Origin of the sequence: Kitasatospora sp. NPDC051170 (assembly GCF_044455705.1) — a bacterium.
Classification (GTDB): Bacteria; Actinomycetota; Actinomycetes; order Streptomycetales; family Streptomycetaceae; genus Kitasatospora.
The window spans coordinates 267,742-290,728 of the sequence record NZ_JBITFA010000007.1 but is presented as its reverse complement, the minus strand read 5'-3'; the positions used below and the strand labels follow the sequence as shown (position 1 = coordinate 290,728).

Here is a 22,987-nt window from a genome sequence, read left to right as displayed (position 1 = left end):
TCAGCGACAGAGGTTGTCGGCGACGCAGTGCGAGGCCACGCCGATCAGCGCCAGCTCGATGGCGGCGCACTCGATCGGGTTCGGCTCGGACATGGCGAGAACACTGGAGGACTGTCGGCGGAAAGTCAAAGGTTCGGTCGGGAGGATGGCCCACTGTTGCGAGGCGTTGCGTGCTCATGAACAGCGGGCTTCGAAACCCAGGTCATTGACGTATCCGACCTACGATCGTCGCCATGTCGGGCACCGGGAACCGTCGGTGCGCGGCCACCGCCGTAGCCGTTTCCGGCTTCCGGCGTTCGGCTTCCGGCGTTCGGCTTTCAGCCGACGGGGGTCCGCAGGGCGTCCGCGAAGCCGGTGACCACGGCGTCGAGGGCGGTGGCGGCGGCGGGAGCGAGCTCGGTGCCGCCGTCCTGGGCCGTGAGGATGTCGCGGTCCAGGACGAACCAGCCCTGGGTGACGTGCGCGGCCCCCATGCCGGTGAGCACCGGCCGCAGGGCGTAGTCCACCGCCAGGACGTGCGCCGGAGAGCCGCCGGTGGCCAGCGGCAGCACCGTCCGGCCCGCCAGGGCGTACTGCGGGAGCAGGTCCAGCAGGCACTTCAGCAGGCCCGAGTAGGCCGCCTTGTACACGGGCGTGCCCACCACGACCCCGTCCGAGCGTTGCAGCAGGTCGGCGACCTCGAGGATCGCGGGGTGGTTCACGTCCGCGCCGGTGAGCACCTCCGGGGGCAGCAGGCGCACCTCCAGGGCGGTGATCTGGTGGCCGCGGGCTTCGAGCTGCCGGGCGGCCACCCCGAGCAGGCGGGCGGTGCGGGAGACGGGGGACGGGCTGCCGGAGAGGGTGAGGATGCGTGCCATGGGAACCTCGTTCGGGTGGTGCGGTGGGTGGGTCGGGTGTGCGGTTCGGGTATGCGGTTCGGGTGTGCGGTTCGGCTCAGCCGGTGGCGATCCGGTGGATCTCCGCGAGGGTGCGGGCACCGAGCAGGTCGGGGAGCGAGAGCCGGCGGCCGCTGAGGCCCTCCAGGGCGGTGAGCAGGCTCAGCAGGTGGAGCGAGTCCCAGCCGGGGAGGTCGTCGAAGTCCGCGTCGGCGTCCTCGGGGCCCAGCGGCAGGCCCAGTTCGGTGGCGGCCACGGCGATCAGTTCGGTGAGGCCGACGGGGGCGCTCATGCGGGGGTTCCTTCCAGGAGGCCGGCCAGGTCGGCGTCGAGGCGCAGGTGGCCGGGCGGGGGCAGTTCGGTGCCGAGGTCGTGGCGGAAGGCGAGGCTTCCGTCCGCAGGCGCCGACCCCTCGGCGGGGGCGAAGCCGTACCGGGGGAGGAGGTCCTTGACCGTCCCGTTGCGCGGGTTGGGCCGGTAGTGGCCGGTGACCTCGCGCAGGCCTGCGCCGGCGGCCAGGCCGAGGACGGCGGAGAGCACCGCCTGTTCGATGCCCCGGGAGAACACCCGGCAGCTCAGCAGGAAGTTGTCGATCCGCAGGGCGCCGCCCTCGCGGGCCAGGAAGACCGCGCCGACCAGGCCGTTGTCGCCGAAGCGGTCGGCGGAGCGCACGGTGAGCACCCCGCTGCCCTCGGCGGCCGCGAAGGCGGCCACCTCGGCGGGCTGGAGGCGTCGGGTGGTCAGGTTGAACTGGTTGGTGCGCAGCGTGAGTTGGGAGACCCGGGGGAGTTCCTCGGCGGCCAGCGGGCGCAGCCGGACGGTGACGTCCAGCTCCTCCAGGTAGTCGGCCAGGGAGTCGAAGCCCTGGAGGAAGTCGCTGCGGGCGACCTCGCCCCGGTAGAGCTCGGTGCGCCTGCGGTCCTCGCCGGTCAGCCTGCGGACGTCGAACCAGCCGTCGGAGAGCAGTCGTTGGACGTGCAGGGCCGGTTCCTCGTCCACCGCCACCACCGCGATCTCGGGCAACTCCCGCCGGACCAGCCCGCGTTCGAAGGGCGAGTCGTCGACGAAGACGAAGCCGGAGGTGCCCAGGTTGAGGGCCTCGGCGAGGTCGGTGAGCCCGGCCGTCTTGGGGCGCCAGTCGGCCGTCACCCGGACGAAGTCCGCCTCGCGCAGCGTCATTTCGGGGTGGTCGCGCAGCACGGCCAGGACCGGTTCGCGGTCGTTCTTGCTGGCGGCGGCGAGCAGGACCCCCTGGGAGCCCAGCTGCTTGACCACCTGCTGGAAGCCCCGGAACGCCTCGCCGCGCGGGGTGCCGCCCGCCTCGACGCCCTCGGGGCCGTCGTCGCCGAGGATGCCGCCCCACACCGTCTGGTCCAGGTCCAGGACGAGCACCTTGCGGGTCAGCCCGGCCAGGTGCCGGGCCAGGTGCCCGGCCTCGCGGGCGTAGGCGGCGAGCAGCGGCTCGGACAGGTGGGCCTTGGCGTAGGCGTCGAGCCGGGGGTCGGTGACGGGGACGCCCTCGGCGAGCAGCGGGTCGAGGTCGACGACCACCACCGAGGGGTTCTCCTCCCCCAGCCGCAGCAGCCGGGCGTTGGCCTCCCGCCAGAGCGCGCCGAGCCGGGCCCGGGACTGGTGGTCGACCAGCTGGTGGGTCCAACGGCGTGGCAGAGGCAGGGTGTTGAGGACCAGGACGCCGCGGGCGGTGGCCGCGTAGCGGGCCGCGAGGCCCGCGATCAGCTCGACCTTCCCGTCCAGCACCCGGGCCACGTCCTCCGGTCGCCAGGGCAGCGGGACCTCGTCGAAGACCACGGCCGGGTCGAGCAGGCAGAGCGTCAGGTCCGGATCGGCGGCGTAGAGGGCGCTGCCGGGGTCGGACAGCTCGAAGACCCAGCTGTCGAAAGCGCCCACGTACGGGCGCAACAGCAGCCCGTGACGGGCGAGTTCGCCGGTCAGCGGGGCGACCAGCGGGCCGACGGTGCCGTGCCCGAGGACGGCGACGGTGAGCGCGGGGGTGCCCGGGTGGGCGGCCAGCACCTCCGCCGGGTCCAGCCCGGCCAGGATCCGGCCCGCGTGGGCCGTCCGGGCGGTGTCGGCCTCGGCCAGCAGGGTTCGGACGGCGGGGTACTCGGCTGCGAGGCGGCCCCGGCGGCGCAGGTCGAGCAGGGCCGGGGCCGGGTCGGCGGCGGTCGTTTCCAACGGGGGCTCTCCGATCGGTTCTTCGCGGTCGGTCGTGCTCGTTCGCGGTTCCTCCCGGCGGGGGCGCGGGGCCGGGGAGCCGGGCTGCCCGGCCATCCTGGCCGTACGGGCTGAACCGGGCCTGAATCCCTGTGCGGGCCCGGCGGGTTCAGGGGCGGTTCAGGGCTGCTTTCGAGGGACCCCGGAGAGTGGGTGGCTCTCTGCGACCCCTGATCCCGCACCCCGGGAGGTACCGGCATGGACGTTCCGCAATTCCGACCGGCGCTCCGCCACCGGGCCGGTGCCTGGGCGCTGCGCCACCTCCTGCTGCCGATGCGCTGGCTCACCCTCGTCTGGGCGCCGATGCCCGGCTGCGACGGTACGGAGTGGACCCCGCCGCTCCGGTCGCCGTGTACCGGCCCGCCGGCCGGGCATCCCGAGCGGCTCGTGGCCGGGGTTCCGCCCACGCCCGTCGAGCGGGAGCTGTGGGCGCGTCTGGGCCGGCCGACCTGACCGCCCCGACTGACCTGACTGCCCCGACCGACCTGACCGTTCCGCCCTGGCGCTGCCGTTCAGCCGCCGGGGTGACCTCCCGGCACCGCTGACACGGCACCCCGCCGCCGCCACAACACCCCGCCACCGCCTCGACGAGGAGCAGGTTCCCCGCGATGACCGCCAAGCCCGAGAGCCCCGCCGTCCGCCCCGCCGTCCCCGCCGCCGAGGTGCCGCCCGGCGCCGTCGCCGTGGTCGGCCTGGCCTGCCGCCTGCCCGGCGCGCCCGACCCGGGGGCGTTCTGGGAGCTGCTGCGCGAGGGCCGGGACGCCGTCGGCGAGCCGCCCGCGGACCGCTGGCCGCCGGACACCCCCGGCGTGCCTCGCGCGGGGGCCTTCCTGGAGCGGATCGACACCTTCGACGCGGGCTTCTTCGGGATCTCCCCGCGCGAGGCCACCGCGATGGACCCGCAGCAGCGGCTGGCGCTGGAACTCGGCTGGGAGGTGCTGGAGGACGCCGGGCGCCTGCCCGCCGGGCTGCGCGACAGCCGTACCGGCGTGTTCGTCGGCGCCTTCCTGGACGACTACGCGGCGCTGGTGCACCGGCGCGGCCCGGACGCGGTGGACCGGCACACCCTGACCGGCCTCAACCGGGGCATGATCGCCAACCGGCTCTCGTACCACCTGGGCCTGCGCGGCCCGAGCCTGACCGTGGACACCGCCCAGTCCTCCGCCCTGGCCGCCGTCCACCTGGCCTGCGAGAGCCTGCGCCGCGGCGAGTCCGAGCTCGCCCTCGCCCTCGGCGTCAACCTGATCGCCGCTCCGGACAGCACCCTCGGCGCGGCCCGCTTCGGGGGCCTGTCCCCGCAAGGGCGCAGCCGCCCCCTCGACGCCGACGCCGACGGGTACGCCCGCGGCGAGGGCGGCGTCGCCGTCCTGCTCAAGCCGCTGGACCGGGCCCTGGCCGACGGCGACCGGGTGTACGGGGTGCTGCTCGGCAGCGCCATCGGCAACGACGGCGCCACCGACGGCCTGACCGTCCCCGGCGCCGACGGACAGGCCGCCGTGCTGGCGGCCGCCTACCGCCGGGCCGGGGTGGACCCGGCCGCCGTCCGGTACGTCGAGCTGCACGGCACCGGGACGGCCGTCGGGGACCCGGTCGAGGCGGCCTCCCTCGGGCGGGTGCTGGGCGCCGGGCGGGCCGAGGACGCCCCGCTGCTGGTCGGTTCGGCCAAGAGCAACGTGGGCCACCTGGAGGGTGCGGCGGGCCTGGTCGGCCTGCTGAAGACGGTGCTCGCGGTGCACCACGGTGAGCTCCCGCCGACCCTGCACCACCGCACTCCCAACCCGGCCGTCGACCTGACGGCGCTGCGGCTGAGGGTCACCACCGAGCGGACCCCGTGGCCCGGCCCCGCGACGGCGGCCCGGCTGGCGGGGGTGAGCTCCTTCGGCATGGGCGGCACGGACGTCCACGTGGTGCTGACCGGAGCCCCCGCGGCGACCGGGGCGGCCCCGGTCGCCGCGGCCCTGCCCGCGCCCGTGCTGCTCTCCGGGCGCGGACGCCCGGCCCTGTCCGGCCAGGCCGCCGCCCTGCGCGCCCACCTGGAGGCGCACCCCGCGCTCGGCCCCGCCGAGCTCGCCGGTCCGCTCGCCCTGGCCCGGACGGCCTTCGAGGACCGGGCCGTCCTGGTCGCCGAGGACCGGGCCGCGCTGATCACCGCCCTGGACGCGCTGGCCGCCGGCGAGGAGGGGCCCGGGACGGTCACCGGCACGGCGGGAACCGCGGGCGCCGTCGCCTTCCTGTTCCCCGGCCAGGGCAGTCAGCGCCCCGGCGCCGGACGCGAACTGTACGGACGCTTCCCGGTGTTCGCGGCCGCCCTGGACGAGACCCTGGCCGCCCTCGACCCGCACCTGGACCAGCCGCTCGGCGCCCTCCTGTTCGCCGAACCGGGCAGCCCCGAAGGCGAGTCGCTGGACCGCACCGAGTACACCCAGCCGGCCCTGTTCGCCCTCGGCACCGCGCTGCACGCCCTGCTGCGCTCCTGGGGCGTGACCCCCGACGCCGTGGCCGGGCACTCCATCGGCGAGATCGCCGCCGCCCACGCCGCCGGGGTGCTCACCCTCGCCGACGCCGCCGCCCTGATCACCGCCCGGGGCCGGCTGATGGCCGAACTCCCGCCCGGCGGCGCGATGGTGGCGGTCGAGGCCACCGAGGCGGAGGTGCTGGAGCACCTGGCCGGCCGGGAGGCGGAGGTGGGCATCGCCGCCGTCAACGGCCCGCGCGCCCTCGTCCTCTCCGGCGCCGAAGCGGCCGTGCTCGCGGTCGCCGCCGAACTCGCCGCCCTCGGCCGGCGCACCCGCCGGCTGCGGGTCGGCCGCGCCTTCCACTCCCCGCTGATGGAACCGGCCCTCGCCCGCTTCCGTACCGTCGCCGAGGGCCTGTCGTACGCGCCGCCCAGGCTGCCGCTGGTCTCCACCCTCACCGGGCGGCCGGTCGGGGCCGACACCCTGGCCGACCCGGCGCACTGGGTGCGCCACGCCCGTGAGGCCGTCCGCTTCGCCGATGGGGTGCGCGCCCTGCACGGCCTCGGCGTGCGCACCCACCTCGAGCTCGGCCCCGACGCGGTGCTCACCGCGCTCGCCCGGGACACGGCGGCGGCCGACGGGCTGGGCGCGGAGGTCGCCGGGGCGGCGCTGCTGCGCCGGGGGCGCCCGGAGGCGGCGAGCCTGCTCGGCGCGGTCGGGCTGCTGCACGCCCGGGGCGGGGCGGTCGACTGGGCCGCGTACGTCGGGTCGGGCGCCTTCGGGCCGGGCGCGGGCGGCCCGGCGGCACGGGCGGTCGCGCTGCCGACGTACGCGTTCCAGCGGGAGCGGTACTGGCCCTCGGGCACGGACACCGCCGCCGCCGTTGAGGTCGAACCGGTCGCGCTGCCCGAGACGGCCGTGCGGTTGCCCGAGGCGCCCGTGCGGCGGCGGCCCGAGCGTGACCTGCTGGAACTCGTCCGGGCCCAGGCCGCCGTGGTGCTCGGCCACCCGACCCCGGGGAGCCTCGACGGCCGGCGGACCTTCAAGGACCTCGGCCTCGACTCGCTGGGCGCCGTCGAACTGCGGGACCGCCTGGCCGCCGCCACGGGCCTCGACCTGCCCGCCTCCGTCGTCTACGACCACCCGACCCCCGAAGCCCTGGCCGAGCACCTGCGCGGCGACGAGCGGGTGGCGCCCGCAGCGCGGGTGGCGGCGGACGAGCCGGTGGCGATCGTGGGGATGGCGTGCCGGTACCCGGGCGGGGTGGGGTCGCCGGAGGAGCTGTGGCGGCTGGTGGTGGAGGGGCGGGACGCGATCTCCACGTTCCCGTCCGACCGTGGCTGGGACCTGGAGGCGCTGTACCACCCGGACCCCGACCACCCGGGGACCAGCTACGCCCGGCACGGCGGATTCCTCGACGGCGCGGGCGGGTTCGACGCGGAGTTCTTCGGGATCTCGCCGCGTGAGGCGGCCGCGATGGACCCGCAGCAGCGGCTGTTGCTGGAGTCCTCCTGGGAGGCGCTGGAGTCGGCGGGCATCGACCCGGCCGGGCTGCGCGGCAGCCGCACCGGCGTCTACGTCGGCGCGACCGCGATGGAGTACGGCCCCCGGCTCTCCGAGGGCGCGGACGGTGCGGACGGCTTCGTCCTCACCGGCAGCACCACCAGCGTCATCTCGGGCCGGGTCGCGTACTCCCTGGGCCTGGAGGGCCCGGCGGTGACGGTGGACACCGCCTGCTCCTCCTCGCTGGTCGCGCTGCACCAGGCGGCCGCCGCGCTGCGCACCGGGGACTGCGACCTGGCCCTGACCGGCGGGGTGACGGTCATGGCGAGCCCCGGCATGTTCGTGGAGTTCAGTCGGCAGCGGGGGTTGTCGGCGGACGGTCGGTGCCGGTCGTTCTCGGCGGGTGCGGACGGGACGGGGTGGTCGGAGGGGGTGGGGGTGCTGGTGCTGGAGCGTCTGTCGGATGCGTTGCGGCACGGGCATCGGGTGCTGGCGGTGGTGCGGGGTTCGGCGGTGAACCAGGACGGTGCGTCGAACGGGTTGACGGCGCCGAACGGGCCTTCGCAGGAGCGGGTGATCCGGGCGGCGTTGTCGGCTGCGGGGTTGGGTGCCTCGGAGGTCGATGCGGTGGAGGCGCACGGGACGGGGACGCGGCTCGGTGACCCGATCGAGGCACGGGCGCTGCTGGCGACGTACGGGCGGGAGCGTTCCGCTGAACAGCCGTTGTGGCTGGGGTCGTTGAAGTCGAACATCGGCCACAGCCAGGCGGCTGCGGGTGTCGGTGGCGTGATCAAGATGGTGCGGGCGCTGGCGGAGGGGGTGCTGCCCGCTTCGCTGCACGCGGGGGAGCCGTCCTCGCTGGTGGACTGGTCCTCGGGCGGGGTGGAGTTGCTGGCCGAGGCGCGTCAGTGGCCGGAGGCGGGCCGTCCGCGTCGGGCGGGGGTGTCCTCCTTCGGGATCAGTGGGACGAACGCGCACGTCATCCTGGAGCAGGCGCCGGAGGTCGTGGCTCAGCCGGAGGTGGCTCGGGCGGGCGTCGTGGCCTGGCCGGTCTCGGCACGTGGTGAGGCCGCGCTGCGCGAGCAGGCCGCGCGGCTGCTGGCCTTCGCGGAGGAGCACCCGGAGGTGGACGCGAGTGTGCTGGGCCGGGCCCTGGCCACCACCCGGTCCACCCTGGAGCGGCGGGCGGTGGTGCTCGGCGACGACCGTGGCGAACTCCTGGACGGTTTGCGGGCTTTGGCCGTCGGTGCGGACGCCCCCGGGCTGGTGACCGGCTCCGCCGGGGCCGGCGGCCGTACGGCGTTCGTGTTCACCGGGCAGGGCAGCCAGCGGGTGGGCATGGGACGGGAGTTGTACGAGGCGTTTCCGGTGTTCGCGGCGGCGTTCGACGAGGTGTGCGCGGCCTTCGACCCGCTGTGGGGGCGGTCGTTGCGTGAGGTCGTCTTCGAGGGTGGGGAGTTGCTGGACCGCACCGCCTTCACGCAGCCGGCGTTGTTCGCGGTGGAGGTGGCGCTGTACCGGCTGGTGGTGTCGGCGGGGGTGACGGCGGACGTGGTGGCCGGGCACTCGATCGGTGGGGTGGTCGCGGCCCATGTGGCGGGGGTGTTCTCGCTGGAGGACGCGGCCGTGCTGGTGGCGGCTCGGGGCCGGTTGATGGAGTCGGCGCGTTCGGGTGGGGCGATGGTGGCGGTGGAGGCCACGGAGGAGGAGGTGCTGCCCGAACTGGCGGGCCGGGAGGGGTCGGTGTCGCTGGCGGCGGTGAACGGTCCGCGTTCGGTGGTGCTCTCCGGCGACGAGGACGCCGTCCTGGAACTGGCCGAGCTGTGGCGTGAACGCGGTCGTCGGGTGAGGCGGTTGACCGTCAGCCATGCCTTCCACTCGCCGCACATGGACGCCGTGCTGGAGGAGTTCGCGCAGGTGGTGGCCGGGGTGGAGTTCGCCGAGCCGCTGCTGCCGGTGGTTTCCGACCTGACGGGCCGCCTCGCCACGGCCGGGGAGCTGGCCGAACCGGCGTACTGGGCACGGCACATCCGCTCCGCCGTCCGCTTCCACGACGTCGTCCGGACCCTCCACGACCAGGGCGTGACCACGGTCGTCGAACTCGGGCCCGACGCCGTCCTCACCCCGCTCGTCCGGGAGGCCCTGGACGAGGAGGCCGGTCGCACCGTCGTCCCGCTCGCGCGGCGGGACCGGCCGGAGGTCCGTACCCTGGCCGCCGCGCTCGCCCGGCTGCACACCGCCGGGGCCCCGGTCGAGATACTGCGGCCGCTGCTGCCCGGCCCCGCCGTCCGGCTTGACCTGCCCACCTACCCGTTCCAGCACACCCACTACTGGTCGGCGCCCCGCCCGGCCGTCGACGCCGCCGCCCTCGGACTGGCCGAGGCCGGACACCCCCTGCTGGCGGCCGCCGTCGGCACCGCCGAGGACGGCGGACTGCTGCTGACCGGCCGGCTCTCCACGGCCGCCCTGCCCTGGCTCGCCGACCACGACATCCTCGGCACCCCGCTGCTGCCCGGCACCGCCTTCCTGGAACTCGCCCTGGCCGCCGCCGCCCGGACCGGCGCCGCCGGCGTCGAGGACCTCACCCTGCACGCGCCGCTGCCGCTGCCCGCCTCGGGCGCCGTCCAACTCCAGCTCGCCGTCGGCCCGTCGGACGCCGACGGCCGTCGACCCCTGGCCATCCACGCCCGCCCCCAGCGCCCCGGCCAGGAGGACACCGAAGGCTGGACCAGGCACGCGGAGGGGATGCTCGCCGAGGTCCTGCCGGTGGCATCGGCGTCGGCGGGCGCCTGGCCCCCGGCCGACGCCGAGTCGCTGGACACGGACGCGCTGTACGCCCGGCTGCTCGCCCGGGGGTACGCGTACGGCCCCGCCTTCCAGGGCGTTCGTGCGGCCTGGCGGCGCGGACCGGAGCTGTTCGCGGAACTCACCCTGAGTGAGGAACAGGCGGACTCCGCCACTCAGTTCGGCATCCACCCGGCACTGCTGGACGCCGCGCTGCACCCGCTGGTGGACGCCGAGACCGCCGACCGGGAGGGCACCGGGGGTGGCCTGCCGCTGCCGTTCTCCTTCGGCGCCGTCCGGCTGCACGCCGAGGGCGCGGCCCACCTGCGGGTCCGCTGGACGACGGGCGCCGGGGGAACGGCACTGGAGGCGTTCGACGTCGAGGGCCGACCTGTCCTGTCCCTCGGCTCGCTCGCTCTGCGCACGGCGAGCCCGGCCGCCGCCCCCGACCCGGCCGCCGAACTCGGCGCCCTGCACCGCCTCGACTGGCGCCCGGTCCCGCTCGGAGCCCAACCCGCTGCTGCGCGAGCGCTGTTGCTCGGGCCCGCACCGCAGGGCCTGTCCGCGCTGCCCGCCCTGCCCGCGTTCGCCGGCCTGGACGGCCTGGACGGCCTGCGGGCCGCGCTCGACGCGGGGGAACCCGCGCCCGACACCGTCCTCGCCGTGCTCCCGCCCTCCGGAGGCGATCAGCCCGAGGCGGCCCGAGCGCTGACCGGCGAGGCGCTGCGACTGGCCCAACACTGGCTCGCCGACGAGCGGTTGGCGGACACCCGGCTCGCCGTCCTCACCCGCCGCGCCCTTGCCGTCGCCACGGAGGACACCGCGCCCGACCCGGCCGCGGCCGCCGTCTGGGGCCTGCTGCGCAGCGCCCAGAGCGAGCAGCCCGACCGCTTCCAGCTCGTCGACCTGGACGATGACCCGGCCTCGGCCGCCGCGCTCCCGGCCGCCCTGGCCACGGGCCTGCCCCAACTCGCCCTGCGCGCGGGCACGGTGCTGCGGCCCGTGCTCCAGCCGGTGCCGGCCCGCGCCGCCGCCGCCGATGCCGCCACCGCCGCCGCCGCCGCCGATGCCGAGGCCGGCACCGTGCTGGACCTGACCGGGGGCACCGTCCTGATCACCGGCGGAACCGGGGGCCTGGGCGCCCTGCTCGCCCGCCACCTGGTCGAGCGGTACGGCGTCCGACGGCTGCTGCTGGTCAGCCGCCGAGGCGCGGACGCCCCCGGGGCGGAGGAGCTGGCCGCCGAACTGGCCGCGCACGGCGCCGAGGCGGCCTTCGCCGCCGCCGACACCGGCGACCGGGCCGCACTGGCGAGGGTGCTCGCCGAACCGCCCGCCGACCGGCCGCTGCGCGCCGTCTTCCACCTCGCCGGGATCGTCGACGACGCCACCCTCGGCGGACTCGACGCCGACCGGATCGCCCGAGTGCTGCGCCCCAAGGCGGACGCCGCCTGGCACCTGCACGAGCTCACCGCGGGCCTCGACCTCGCCGCCTTCGTCCTCTTCTCCTCGGTCTCCGGCATCACCGGCACCGCGGGGCAGGGCGGTTATGCGGCGGCCAACACCTTCCTGGACGCGCTCGCCCAGCACCGACGGGCCCACGGCCTGCCCGCGCTCTCCCTGGCCTGGTCGCTCTGGGCCGAGCAGGACGGCATGGCCGGCGCCCTGGGCGCCGAGGCCCTGCGCCGCTGGAGCGGCAGCGGACTGCCGCCGCTGGAGACCCCGGCCGCGCTGGACCTGCTCGACGCGGCGCTCTCCGGGCCCGCCCCGCTGTCCGTGCCCGACGCGGTACTGGTGCCCGCCCGGATCGACCGGGCCGCGCTGCGCGCCCGCGCCGCCGAGGGCCCGCTGCCGGGCCCGCTGCGCGGCCTGGTCGGCGTGCCCGCACGCCGCAGCGCCGCCGCCCGGACCGGAGGCGCGGCGGGCGGCACCGGCTGGGCCGAGCGCACCGCCGCCCTGCCCGAGGCCGAACGCGCTCGGACCGTAGAGGAGTTGGTGCGTGCAGCCGTGGCCGCCGTGCTCGGGCACGGCGGCGCGGACACCGTCGCCGCCGACCGGGCCTTCAAGGACCTCGGCCTGGACTCGCTGACGGCCGTCGAGCTGCGCAACCGCCTCAACACCGCGACGGGCCTGCGCCTGCCCACCACCGTCGTCTTCGACCAGCCCTCCCCGGCCGCGCTCGCCCGGCGCCTGCTCGCCGAACTGGACGTCACCCGGACCGCGACCCCGGCGGCGCCCGCCGCGCGAGGAGCGGCGGACGAGCCGGTGGCGATCGTCGGGATGGCCTGCCGGTATCCGGGCGACGTGGGGTCGCCGGAGGACCTGTGGCGGCTGGTGGTGGAGGGGCGGGACGCGATCTCCACGTTCCCGTCCGACCGTGGCTGGGACCTGGAGGCGCTCTACCACCCGGACCCCGACCACTTCGGCACCTCCTACACCCGCGAGGGCGGATTCCTGCACCACGCCGCCGACTTCGACGCCGAGTTCTTCGGGATCTCGCCGCGTGAGGCGGCCGCGATGGACCCGCAGCAGCGGCTGCTGCTCGAAACCTCCTGGGAGGCACTGGAGTCGGCGGGCATCGACCCGGCCGGGCTGCGCGGCAGCCGCACCGGCGTCTTCGCCGGGGTGATGTACAGCGACTACGGCTCCCGGCTCCAGCGCGCCCCCGAGGGCTACGAGGGGTACCTGCTGACCGGCAACACCTCCAGTGTGATCTCCGGCCGGATCGCCTACACCTTCGGGCTGGAGGGCCCGGCGGTGACGGTGGACACGGCCTGCTCCTCCTCCCTGGTCGCCCTGCACCTGGCCGCGCAGGCGCTGCGCAGCGGCGAGGCCACCCTCGCCCTGGCCGGCGGTGTCACCGTGATGGCCCGGCCCGACACCTTCGTGGAGTTCAGTCGGCAGCGGGGGTTGTCGGCGGACGGTCGGTGCCGGTCGTTCTCGGCGGGTGCGGACGGGACGGGGTGGTCGGAGGGAGTGGGGGTGCTGGTGCTGGAGCGTCTGTCGGATGCGTTGCGGCACGGGCATCGGGTGTTGGCGGTGGTGCGGGGTTCGGCGGTGAACCAGGATGGTGCGTCGAACGGGTTGACGGCGCCGAACGGGCCTTCGCAGGAGCGGGTGATCCGGGCGGCGCTGTCGGCGGCCGGTCTGGGCACGGCGGACGTGGACGTGGTGGAGGCGCACGGGACGGGGACGCGGCTCGGTGACCCGATCGAGGCGCAGGCGCTGCTGGCGACGTACGGTCAGGACCGATCGCCCGAACAGCCGCTGTGGCTGGGGTCGTTGAAGTCGAACATCGGCCACAGCCAGGCGGCTGCGGGTGTCGGCGGTGTGATCAAGATGGTGCGGGCGCTGGCGGAGGGGGTGCTGCCGGGGTCCTTGTACGCCGGGGAGCCGTCGGAGCTGGTGGACTGGGCTTCCGGTGGGGTGGAGTTGCTGGACGGGGCGCGTCAGTGGCCGGAGGTGGGCCGGGCGCGCCGGGCCGGGGTGTCCTCCTTCGGGATCAGCGGCACGAACGCGCACGTCATCCTGGAGCAGGCGCCTGAGGCGGTGGCCCGCCCGGTGGCCGTGGAGCCGGAGGTGGTGGCCTGGCCGCTGTCGGCGCGCAGCGGGACGGCGCTGCGCGAGCAGGCCGCGCGGCTGCTGGCCTTCGCCCAGGACGGTACGGAACCGGACGCGGCCCGCCTCGGGTTCGCGCTCGCCCGGACGCGTGGCGCACTGGACCACCGTGCCGTCGTGGTCGGCGCCGACCGCACCGAACTGCTCGACGGTCTGCGGGCCCTGGCCTCGGAGGAGGAGAGCGTCGCGACCGTTCTGGGCCGGGTGGCCTCCGGCGGCCGTACGGCGTTCGTGTTCACCGGGCAGGGGAGCCAGCGGGTGGGCATGGGGCGGGAGTTGTACGAGGCGTTCCCGGTGTTCGCGGCGGCGTTCGACGAGGTGTGCGCGGCCTTCGATCCTCATCTGGACCGTCCGCTGCGTGACGTGGTCTTCGAGGGTGGGGAGTTGCTGGACCGCACCGCCTTCACGCAGCCGGCGTTGTTCGCGGTGGAGGTGGCGCTGTACCGGCTGGTGGTGTCGGCGGGGGTGTCGGCGGAGGTGGTGGCCGGGCACTCGATCGGTGGGGTGGTCGCGGCCCATGTGGCGGGGGTGTTCTCGCTGGAGGACGCGGCGGTGCTGGTGGCGGCCCGGGGGCGGTTGATGGAGTCGGCGCGTTCGGGTGGGGCGATGGTGGCGGTGGAGGCCACGGAGGAGGAGGTGCTGCCCGAACTGGCGGGCCGGGAGGGGTCGGTGTCGCTGGCGGCGGTGAACGGGCCGCGTTCGGTGGTGCTCTCGGGCGATGAGGACGCCGTCCTGGAACTGGCCGAGCTGTGGCGTGAACGCGGGCGTCGGGTGAGGCGGTTGACCGTCAGCCATGCCTTCCACTCGCCGCACATGGACGCCGTGCTGGAGGAGTTCGCCCAGGTCGTGGCCGGGGTGGAGTTCGCCGAGCCGCTGCTGCCGGTGGTCTCCGACCTGACGGGCCGCCTCGCCACGGCCGGGGAGCTGGCCGAACCGGCGTACTGGGCGCGGCACATCCGCTCGGCCGTCCGCTTCCACGACGTCGTCCGGACCCTTCACGACCAGGGCGTCACCCGCTACCTGGAACTCGGACCGGACGCCGTCCTCTCCCCGCTCGTCGAAGCCTCCCTCGGCACGGAGGCACTCGCCGTCACTGCCTCCGCCCTGCGCCGGGAGCACCCCGAGGCGCGGACGCTGGCGACTGCCCTCGCCCGGTTGGCCGTCACCGGAACCCCGGTCGACTGGCCGGCCCTGACCGGGGTGACCGGCCGCATCGCCGACGCACCCGAACTGCCCACCTACCCGTTCGAGCACCGCCGCTTCTGGCTCGACGCCGAGGCCACCCCCGCCGACCCGCGCGAGGTGGGCCTCGACCGGGCCGACCATCCGTTGCTCGGCGCGGAGCTCCAACTCCCCGACAGCGGTGGCCTGCTGCTCACCGGCCGGCTGTCCCCGGCCGCGCAGCCCTGGCTCGCCGACCACGAGATCCTCGGCACCCCGCTGCTGCCCGGCGCCGCCCTGGTCGAGCTCGCGCTGCGGGCGGGGGAGCGCGCCGGTGCCCCGCACCTGGCCGAGCTGACCCTGGAGGCACCGCTGCCGCTGCCCGCCGAGGGCGCCGTACAACTCCAGCTCGCCGTGGGCCCCTCGGGGCCGGACGGCCGGAGGCCCCTGGCCGTGCACGCCCGACCGGCGGGGAAGGAGGACGCGCCCTGGACCCGGCACGCCACCGGCTCGCTGGCGCCCGACACCCCCGTAGCCGCCGAGTCCGTCGAGTCCGTCGAGTCCGCCGAGTCCGCCGACCTGCGGGCCTGGCCCCCGGCCGGCGCCGAAGCGCTGGACACGGAGGCGCTGTACCCCCGACTCGCCGCCGACGGCTACGGCTACGGCCCCGCCTTCCAGGGCCTGCGCTCCGCCTGGCGATCCGCCGACGGCACGCTCTACGCCGACGTCGAGCTGCCCGAGGGCCCGGCGGCCGACGCCGGGGCGTACGGGCTCCACCCGGCGCTGCTGGACGCCGCGCTGCACCTGCTCGCCGGGGCCGGACAGCCCGGGCTGCTGCTGCCCTTCGCCTGGAACGGCGTCACCGTGCACGCGGTGGGCGCCGTCGCCGCCCGGGTGGCGCTGCGGCCCGTGGACGGCGGCTACCGGCTCGCCCTCGCCGACGGCCGGGGCGAGTCGCTGGCCGAGGTCGCCCGGCTCGACCTGCGACCGGTCGCCCCGGAGGCGCTGGCCCGCAGCCTGCGGGTGACCGCCGACCGCTCGCTGTACGCGCTCACCTGGGAACCCGCACCGGCCACGGCTCCCGAGGGCACCGCAAGCGCCGCAGCCGCCGAGGACACCACCGCCGCAACCGCCGTCGTCCTCCTCCCGGCCGGGCAGCGGCCGGACCTCGACCCGCTGCCCGCCGCCGCCCCGGTGACGGCCCTGGCCGAGCTCCCGGACCCGGCGCCGCCGACCGTCCTGCTCCCGTACACCACCCCGGCGGAGAGCGAGGACCCGGCGGAGGCTTCCCGCGCCGCCGCCGCAGTCCTGCTGCCGGTGCTCCAGGAGTGGCTGGCCGAGCCGCGCTTCGCCGCCTCCCGGCTGGTCCTGCTCACCCGGGGAGCCGTCACCACCGGAGCGGACGACCCGGTGCGGGACCTCGCCGCCGCCTCCGTCCGCGGACTGTTCCGCTCGGCCGCCGCCGAACACCCGGGCCGGGTGGGCCTGGTGGACATCGGAGAGGGTGAACGGCTGACGCCGGAGACCCTCCCGTCGGACCGGGAACCAGAACTGACGATCCGTCGGAAGACGGCGCTTCGCCCGAGGCTGACCCGGACCGAACGCCCGGACGGTCAGCCGGACTTCGGCGAAGGGACGGTCCTCCTCACCGGCGCCTCCGGCGCTCTCGGCGCGCTGGTCGCCCGCCACCTGGTGCACACCCACGGCGTCCGGGGCCTGCTCCTGATCAGCCGCCGGGGCACCGTCGAACCGGGCCTGGTGGAGGAGTTGACGCAGGCCGGAGCCGCCGTGGCGACCGTCGCCGCCGACGTCGCCGACCCGCGGGCCGTGCGGGCCGCCCTGGCCCAGGCGCCCGCCGGGCTGCCGGTCACCGCCGTCCTGCATGCGGCCGGGGTGGTCGACGACGGCGTGACCGAGGGGCTCACCGCCGACCGGGTGGCCGCCGTGCTGCGGCCCAAGGCCGACGGCGCGTGGGCGCTGCACGAGGCGACGGCGGGGCTGCCCCTGCGCGCCTTCGTGCTCTTCTCCTCCGTCGCCGGGCTGCTCGGCACCGCCGGACAGGGCCCGTACGCGGCCGCCAACTCCTTCCTCGACGCGCTCGCCGCCCACCGGCGCCAACTCGGCCTGCCCGGCCAGTCCCTGGCCTGGGGGCTCTGGGACGGCGAGGGCATGGGCAGCCGGCTCTCCGCCGCCGACCTGGCGCGGCTGGCCCGCACCGGCATCGCCCCGCTGCCCCCGGCCGAGGCGCTCGCCCTGCTCGACGAGGCGCTCGCCTCGCCGCACGCGCTGCTCGCCCCCGTACGACTGGACCTCGCCACACCCGCCGCCACCGGCACCCCCCTGGCCGCGCCGCTGCGCGCGCTGGCCCGCCCGGCCCCGCGCCGCCCGGCCCCGCGCCGCGCGGCCGACGCCGCCCGGGCGGCCTCGCCCGGTGCCACCCCGCTCGCCGAGCGGCTGGCGGCGCTGCCGGAAGCCGAACGCGGGCTGCTGCTGCGGGAGTTGGTCCGCACCGCCACCGCCGCGGTGCTCGGCCACAGCGGATCGCAGGCCGTGGAGGAGGAGCGCCCCTTCACCGAGCAGGGCTTCGACTCCCTGGCCGCCGTCGACCTGCGCAACCGGCTCAACGCGGCCACGGGCCTGGCGCTCTCCGCCACCCTGGTCTTCGACCACCCCAGTCCGGCGGCCCTCGCCGCCCACCTGGGCGAGACCCTGCTGCCGGCGCTGCGCAGCGCCGGTGAGGACCAGCCGCCGCAGCCGAAGGCGGCCACCGACGAGGACCCGATCGCGATCGTCGGCATCGGCTGCCGCTACCCCGGCGGGGTGCGCTCCGCCGCCGACCTGTGGCAGCTCGTCGCCGACCGGGTCGACGCCGTCGGCCCGTTCCCCGAGGACCGCGGCTGGCGCCTGGAGCGCCTCTTCCACCCCGACCCGGAGCGGCCCGGCACCTCCGCCGCCCGCGAGGGCGGATTCCTCTACGACGCCGCCGACTTCGACCCCGCCTTCTTCGGCATGAGCCCGCGCGAGGCGCTGGCCACCGACCCGCAGCAGCGGATCCTGCTGGAGACGGCCTGGGAGGCCGTCGAACGGGCCGGCATCGACCCGGGGACGCTGCGCGGCAGCCGGACCGGCGTCTTCGTCGGCGTGATGTACGACGACTACGGCTCCCGGCTCAGCCAGGCCCCCGAGGCGCCCGACGGCTACGAGGGCTACCTGGTCAGCGGCAGTGCCGGCAGCGTCGCCTCCGGGCGGATCTCCTACGCGCTCGGCCTGGAGGGCCCGGCGGTGACGGTGGACACCGCCTGCTCCTCCTCGCTGGTCGCGCTCCACCTGGCCGCGCAGGCGCTGCGCAGCGGCGAGGCCACCCTCGCCCTGGCCGGCGGCGTCACCGTGATGGCCACCCCCGCCACCTTCGTCGAGTTCAGCCGCCAGCGCGGGCTGGCCCCCGACGGCCGCTGCAAGCCCTTCGCGGCCGGCGCCGACGGAACCGGCTGGGCCGAGGGCGCGGGCGTGCTCGTCCTCGAACGGCTCTCCGAAGCCCGGCGCCACGGGCACCCGGTGCTGGCCCTGGTGCGCGGTACGGCCGTCAACCAGGACGGCGCGTCCAACGGGCTGACCGCGCCGAACGGCCCCGCCCAGCAGCGGGTCATCCGGGCCGCGCTGGCCTCCGCCCGGCTGACGGCGGACGGCGTGGACGCCGTCGAGGCGCACGGCACCGGCACCCGGCTCGGCGACCCGATCGAGGCCCAGGCGCTGCTCGCGACGTACGGGCAGGAGCGCCCGGCCGGGCGGCCGCTGTGGCTGGGCTCGATCAAGTCGAACATCGGCCACAGCCAGGCGGCGGCGGGCGTGGCGGGCGTGATCAAGATGGTCGAGGCCATCCGGCGCGGCCGCCTGCCCGCGACCCTGCACCTGGACGCGCCCTCGCCGCACGTGGACTGGACGGCCGGGGCGGTGGAACTGCTCGCCGAGGCGCGGGACTGGCCTTCGCTGGGCCGTCCGCGTCGGGCGGGGGTGTCCTCCTTCGGGATCAGCGGCACCAACGCGCACGTCATCCTGGAGCAGGCCCCGGCGGCCGACGCGCCCGAAACGCCGTCGCCGTCCGGGCCGGTGCTCTGGCCCGTCGCGGCGCGCACCGAACCCGCCCTGCGGGACCAGGCACAGCGGCTGCTCGCCCTCGCCGCCGACCTGCCCGAGGAGCGACTCGCGGGGGCCGGGGCCGCGTTGGCCACCACCCGGACGGCCTTCGAACAGCGCGCGGCGGTGCTCGGCGGCTCGCGCGCCGAACTCCTCGACGGGCTGCGGGCGCTGGCCGCCGGAACGGACTCCCCGGGCCTGCTGCGCGGCAGTGCCCTCGGCGGCCGTACGGCCTTCGTCTTCACCGGCCAGGGCAGCCAGCGCGTCGGAATGGCACGGGAGTTGTACGAGACCCACGCGGAGTTCGCGGCCGCCCTCGACGAGGTGTGCGCCGCCTTCGCCCCGCACCTCGAACGGCCGCTGCGGGAAGTCCTGTTCGAGGAGACGGGCCTGCTGGACCGCACCGCCTACACCCAACCCGCCCTGTTCGCCGTACAGTTCGCCCTCCTGCGCCTGCTCGCCCACTGGGGGGTCCGGCCCGACGCCGTCCTCGGGCACTCCATCGGCGCCGTCGCCGCCGCCCACGCCGCCGGGATCCTCACCCTCGCGGACGCCGTCACCCTGGTCGCCGCGCGCAGCCGGCTGATGGACGCACTGCCCGCCGGAGGCGCCATGCTCTCCCTCCGGGCCACCGAGGCGGAGGTCCTCGCCGCCCTCGAAGGGCACACCGACCTGGCCTCCGTGGCAGCCGTCAACGGCTCTCGGGCCACCGTCGTCTCCGGCGAGGAGAACGCCGTCCTCGCCGTCGCCGCCCGGCTCGCCGCCACGGGCACCAAGGCCCGGCGGCTGACCACCAGCCACGCCTTCCACTCCCCGCTGATGGACCCGGTGCTCGAGGAGTTCCGCGCCGCCCTCGACGGTCTCACCTTCGGCCGCCCCGCCATCCCGTTCGTCTCCGACCTCACCGGCCGCCCGGCCGACCCGGAGGAGACCGCCTCACCCGACTACTGGGCCCGCCACGTCCGCGGGACCGTCCGCTTCGCCGACGGCGTCCGGGCCCTGCGCGAACTCGGCACCGTGCGCTACCTGGAGATCGGACCCGACACCCTGCTCACCACCCTCGTCCAGGACGTCCTCGCCGAGGAACCGCAGCCCGTCACCGCGGTGGCGGCCCTGCGGCGCGGCCACGGCGAGGCCGCGACCCTGCTACGGGCCGCCGCCACCCTGCACACCACCGGAGGCACCGTCCACTGGCCCGCCGTCCTCGGCGCCCCCGCGGCCCCGGGCCCCGACCTGCCGACCTACCCCTTCCAGCGCACCCGCCACTGGCTCGACGCCCCGCCCACCACCGCGCCCACCACCGCCGACCACCCCTTCCTCGGCGCCGCCGTCGACCTCGCCGACGGCACCGGAACGGTCCTCACAGGCCGCCTCGACCCGCGCGACCACCCCTGGCTCACCGGCCACACCGTCGCCGGCGCCCCCGTCCTCCCCGCCACGGCGCTGCTCGACCTCGCCCTCCACGCGGGCCGCACCGCGGGCCTGCCCGTGGTCGCCTCCCTCGACCTGGAAGCCCCGCTCCTGCTCCCGGCCGACGGGGCGCTGCTGCTCCAGGTCGCGCTGCAGCAGGCGGACGGCGACGGCGAACGGGCCGTCCGCATCCACGCCCGGTCCGAGAACGGCGCGGACGGGGAGCCCTGGACCCGGCACGCCGCCGGCGTGCTCGCTCCCGGGGCGGCGGCGCAGGCCCCGGCCGCCGGAAGCTGGCCGCCGCCCGGCGCCCGGCCCGTCGACGCCGAGGAGCTGTACACGGCCCTCGCCGCCCACGGCCTCGGCTACGGCGGCGCCTTCCGCACCGTCACCGCCGCCTGGGGCCAGTCCGACGGAAGCCTGTGGGCCGAACTCGCCGGCCCCGTCGAAGGCGCCCGCGACGCCGACCGGCGCTTCGTCGTGCCACCCGCAGCCCTCGACGCCGCCCTCCACCCCTGGGCGCACGCGGGCCTGCCCACCGACGACCGAACCACCCTGCGGCTGCCCGTCGCCTGGCGCGACGTCCGGGCCCACGGGCCCGTGCCCGCCGGGCCGCTGCGGGCCCGGATCACCCCGGACGGGGAGCACCGCGCCGCCGTCACCCTCTACGGCCCCGACGGCGCCCCACTGCTGCACGCCGGCGCCCTCGAACTCGCCGACGTACCCGCCGAGCGCTTCAGCGCCGCCCGCCCCGCCGACCCGCTGCTCCTCCCCGACACCCGCCCGCTCACCCTGCCCGTGGCGCCCGAACGGCCCACCCCGGTCAGCGACCTCTCCGAACTCCCCGACCCCGTACCGCCGGTGGTCCTGCTACCCCTGCCGCCCCTTCCGGCCGACCGCCCCGTGCCCGAACAGGTCGCCCACGCCACCACCTGGGCCCTCACGACCCTGCGCACCTGGCTGACCGCTCCCCGGTACGAGGCGTCCCGCCTCGCCGTCCTCCTCCCGGCCGCACCGGAGGGCGGCCCCCAGACCCTCGCCGCCGCAGCGGCCGGCGGCCTGATCCGCTCCGCCGCCGCCGAACACCCCGGCCGCGTCCTCCTGGTGGACACCGACCTCCCGCCCGACCGCCTCACGGACCTGCCCCCCGTCACCTGGCCCGACGACGAACCCCACCTGCTGGTCCGCGCCGGCCGCATCCTGGCCCCGCGCCTGACAGCGGCCCCGCCGGGGGCTGTGGCGGCGGCCGGCGCATCAGGTGCCGGTGGCGTCGAGGCCGCGCGTCCGACTGCGGTCCCGACGGGCGGCGAGGCAGAGGCCGGGCCGGTCGGTGCCGGGGGTGCCGTGTCCTCGGCCGGCGCTGTGGCGGAGGCCGAGGCGGTTGGCATCGGGAGTGTGGCGGCCCCGGCGGCCCCGGCGGAGGCGGCGGAGACGCCCGGGGCGTTCGGCACCGGGAGTGTCCTGGTGACCGGTGCCTCCGGGGCGCTGGCGGCGGTGTTGGTGCGGCACCTGGTGGAGGCTCACGGGGTGCGCGGACTGGTGCTGCTGAGCCGTAGTGGGCGGGTGGCGCCCGGGCTGGTGGAGGAGCTGGCGGCCCTGGGGGCCGAGGCGGTGCCGGCCGCGGGGGACGTGGCCGATCCGCGGGCCGTGCGGGCCGCGCTGGCGCAGGCGCCGGGGGGCCTTCCGGTCACCGGGGTGGTGCACGCCGCCGGTGTGCTGGACGACGGGCTGGTGGAGGGCCTGACGCAGGAGCGGGTGGCCGCCGTGCTGCGGCCGAAGGTCGACGGCGCCTGGGCTCTGCACGAGGCGACGGCGGGGCTGCCCCTGCGGGCCTTCGTGCTGTTCTCCTCGGTCGCCGGGGTGCTCGGCACTCCGGGGCAGGGCTCGTACGCGGCCGCGAACTCCTTCCTCGACGCGCTCGCCGAGCACCGGCACGCACTCGGTCTGCCCGCGCTGTCCCTGCCATGGGGGCTCTGGGAGGGCGAGGGCATGGGGGAGGCGCTGAGCGCCGCCGACCGGGCCCGGATCGCCAGGATCGGGATCGCACCGCTGCCCGCCGGGAGCGCCCTCGCCCTGCTGGACGAAGCCCTGGCAGCCGGTCGTCCGGTGGCCGTCGCGGCCCGGCTGGCGACACCCGGCGCCGGCGGACCCGGCGGTGGCCCGGCGCCCGCACTGCGCGCGCTGCTCGGCCACCGGGCGACGCCCGCCGCCCCGGCCCTCACCCCCGCCCTGCCGGACCAGCGCGACACGCTGGCCGGGCTCGCCCCGCAGGAGCGCGACCGGGCCGTCCTGGACCTGGTGCGCCGCTCGGTCGGCGAGGTCCTGGGCCACGCCGATCCGGCCGCCCTGCCGGTGGACCGGGGGCTGCTGGACCTGGGCCTGGACTCGCTGACGGCCGTGGAACTGCGCGGACGCCTGGGCACCCTGCTCGGCCTGCGGCTGCCCAGCACCCTCCTGTTCGACCACCCCACCGCCGCCGCCCTCGCCCGGCACCTCACCGGCCTGGTGGCCCCGCCCGCACTCGGAAAGCTCACCGCAGTGGAGACGGCCCTGGCGGACCTGGTCGCACAGGACCACGACCCGGGCGAGCTCGACCAGCTGGCGGCCCGCCTCCAGTCCGCCCTGGACCAGGTGCGCGCCGCCCGGGGCGCAGAGCAGGGCGGCGGCTTCGCCGACCGCCTGGAGGACGCCGACGGCGACGAGTTGTTCGACCTCCTCGATGAGCAGCTCGGTTTGTAGCGGGGCGAGGACGCAAGGGGGCTGGAGCAGGAAGTCGGCGGGTCCGACTTCCTGCTCCAGCCGTCAGCGGGGGTG

At 76.9% G+C, this 22,987-nt stretch carries 6 protein-coding genes; 2 read left to right on the top strand and 4 right to left on the bottom strand.

Going from position 1 to position 22,987, the window contains the following annotated elements; genetic code table 11:
- The 4 genes from ACIBCA_RS17805 to ACIBCA_RS17790 form a co-directional block, all read right to left on the bottom strand.
- The gene (locus ACIBCA_RS17805; protein ID WP_324607629.1) at positions 1 to 93 is read right to left on the bottom strand and encodes an Ms4533A family Cys-rich leader peptide; all 93 of its coding nucleotides are present in this window, start codon (positions 91 to 93) and stop codon (positions 1 to 3) included.
- Positions 94 to 317: 224 nt separating this feature from the next.
- Positions 318 to 857: an NADPH-dependent FMN reductase gene (gene ssuE / locus ACIBCA_RS17800; RefSeq protein WP_396283820.1), complete on the bottom strand. Its 540-nt coding sequence runs from the start codon at positions 855 to 857 to the stop codon at positions 318 to 320.
- Between the two features lie 76 nt (positions 858 to 933).
- Positions 934 to 1,167 carry a phosphopantetheine-binding protein gene (locus ACIBCA_RS17795; protein ID WP_396283819.1) on the bottom strand — a complete coding sequence of 78 codons (234 nt, stop codon included), beginning with the start codon at positions 1,165 to 1,167 and terminating at the stop codon, positions 934 to 936.
- Positions 1,164 to 3,071 carry an HAD-IIIC family phosphatase gene (locus tag ACIBCA_RS17790; RefSeq protein WP_396283818.1) on the bottom strand — a complete coding sequence of 636 codons (1,908 nt, stop codon included), beginning with the start codon at positions 3,069 to 3,071 and terminating at the stop codon, positions 1,164 to 1,166. Before ACIBCA_RS17790 ends, ACIBCA_RS17795 begins: the two co-directional genes overlap by 4 nt.
- A gap of 237 nt (positions 3,072 to 3,308) precedes the next feature.
- Between ACIBCA_RS17790 and ACIBCA_RS17785 the strand changes: the two genes are divergently transcribed.
- Positions 3,309 to 3,563, top strand: coding sequence for a DUF6059 family protein (locus ACIBCA_RS17785; RefSeq protein WP_396283817.1), 255 nt, complete (start codon positions 3,309 to 3,311; stop codon positions 3,561 to 3,563).
- A 155-nt stretch (positions 3,564 to 3,718) separates the two neighbouring features.
- Positions 3,719 to 22,912, top strand: coding sequence for a type I polyketide synthase (locus ACIBCA_RS17780; RefSeq protein ID WP_396283816.1), 19,194 nt, complete (start codon positions 3,719 to 3,721; stop codon positions 22,910 to 22,912).
- Positions 22,913 to 22,987: the final 75 nt, after the last annotated feature.

What these genes read in the sequence shown, in the direction of transcription:
- ACIBCA_RS17805 (WP_324607629.1), bottom strand. Translation starts at nt 93, where the DNA reads ATGTCCGAGCCGAACCCGATCGAGTGCGCCGCCATCGAGCTGGCGCTG.
- ssuE (WP_396283820.1), bottom strand. Translation starts at nt 857, where the DNA reads ATGGCACGCATCCTCACCCTCTCCGGCAGCCCGTCCCCCGTCTCCCGC.
- ACIBCA_RS17795 (WP_396283819.1), bottom strand. Translation starts at nt 1,167, where the DNA reads ATGAGCGCCCCCGTCGGCCTCACCGAACTGATCGCCGTGGCCGCCACC.
- ACIBCA_RS17785 (WP_396283817.1), top strand. Translation starts at nt 3,309, where the DNA reads ATGGACGTTCCGCAATTCCGACCGGCGCTCCGCCACCGGGCCGGTGCC.
- ACIBCA_RS17780 (WP_396283816.1), top strand. Translation starts at nt 3,719, where the DNA reads ATGACCGCCAAGCCCGAGAGCCCCGCCGTCCGCCCCGCCGTCCCCGCC.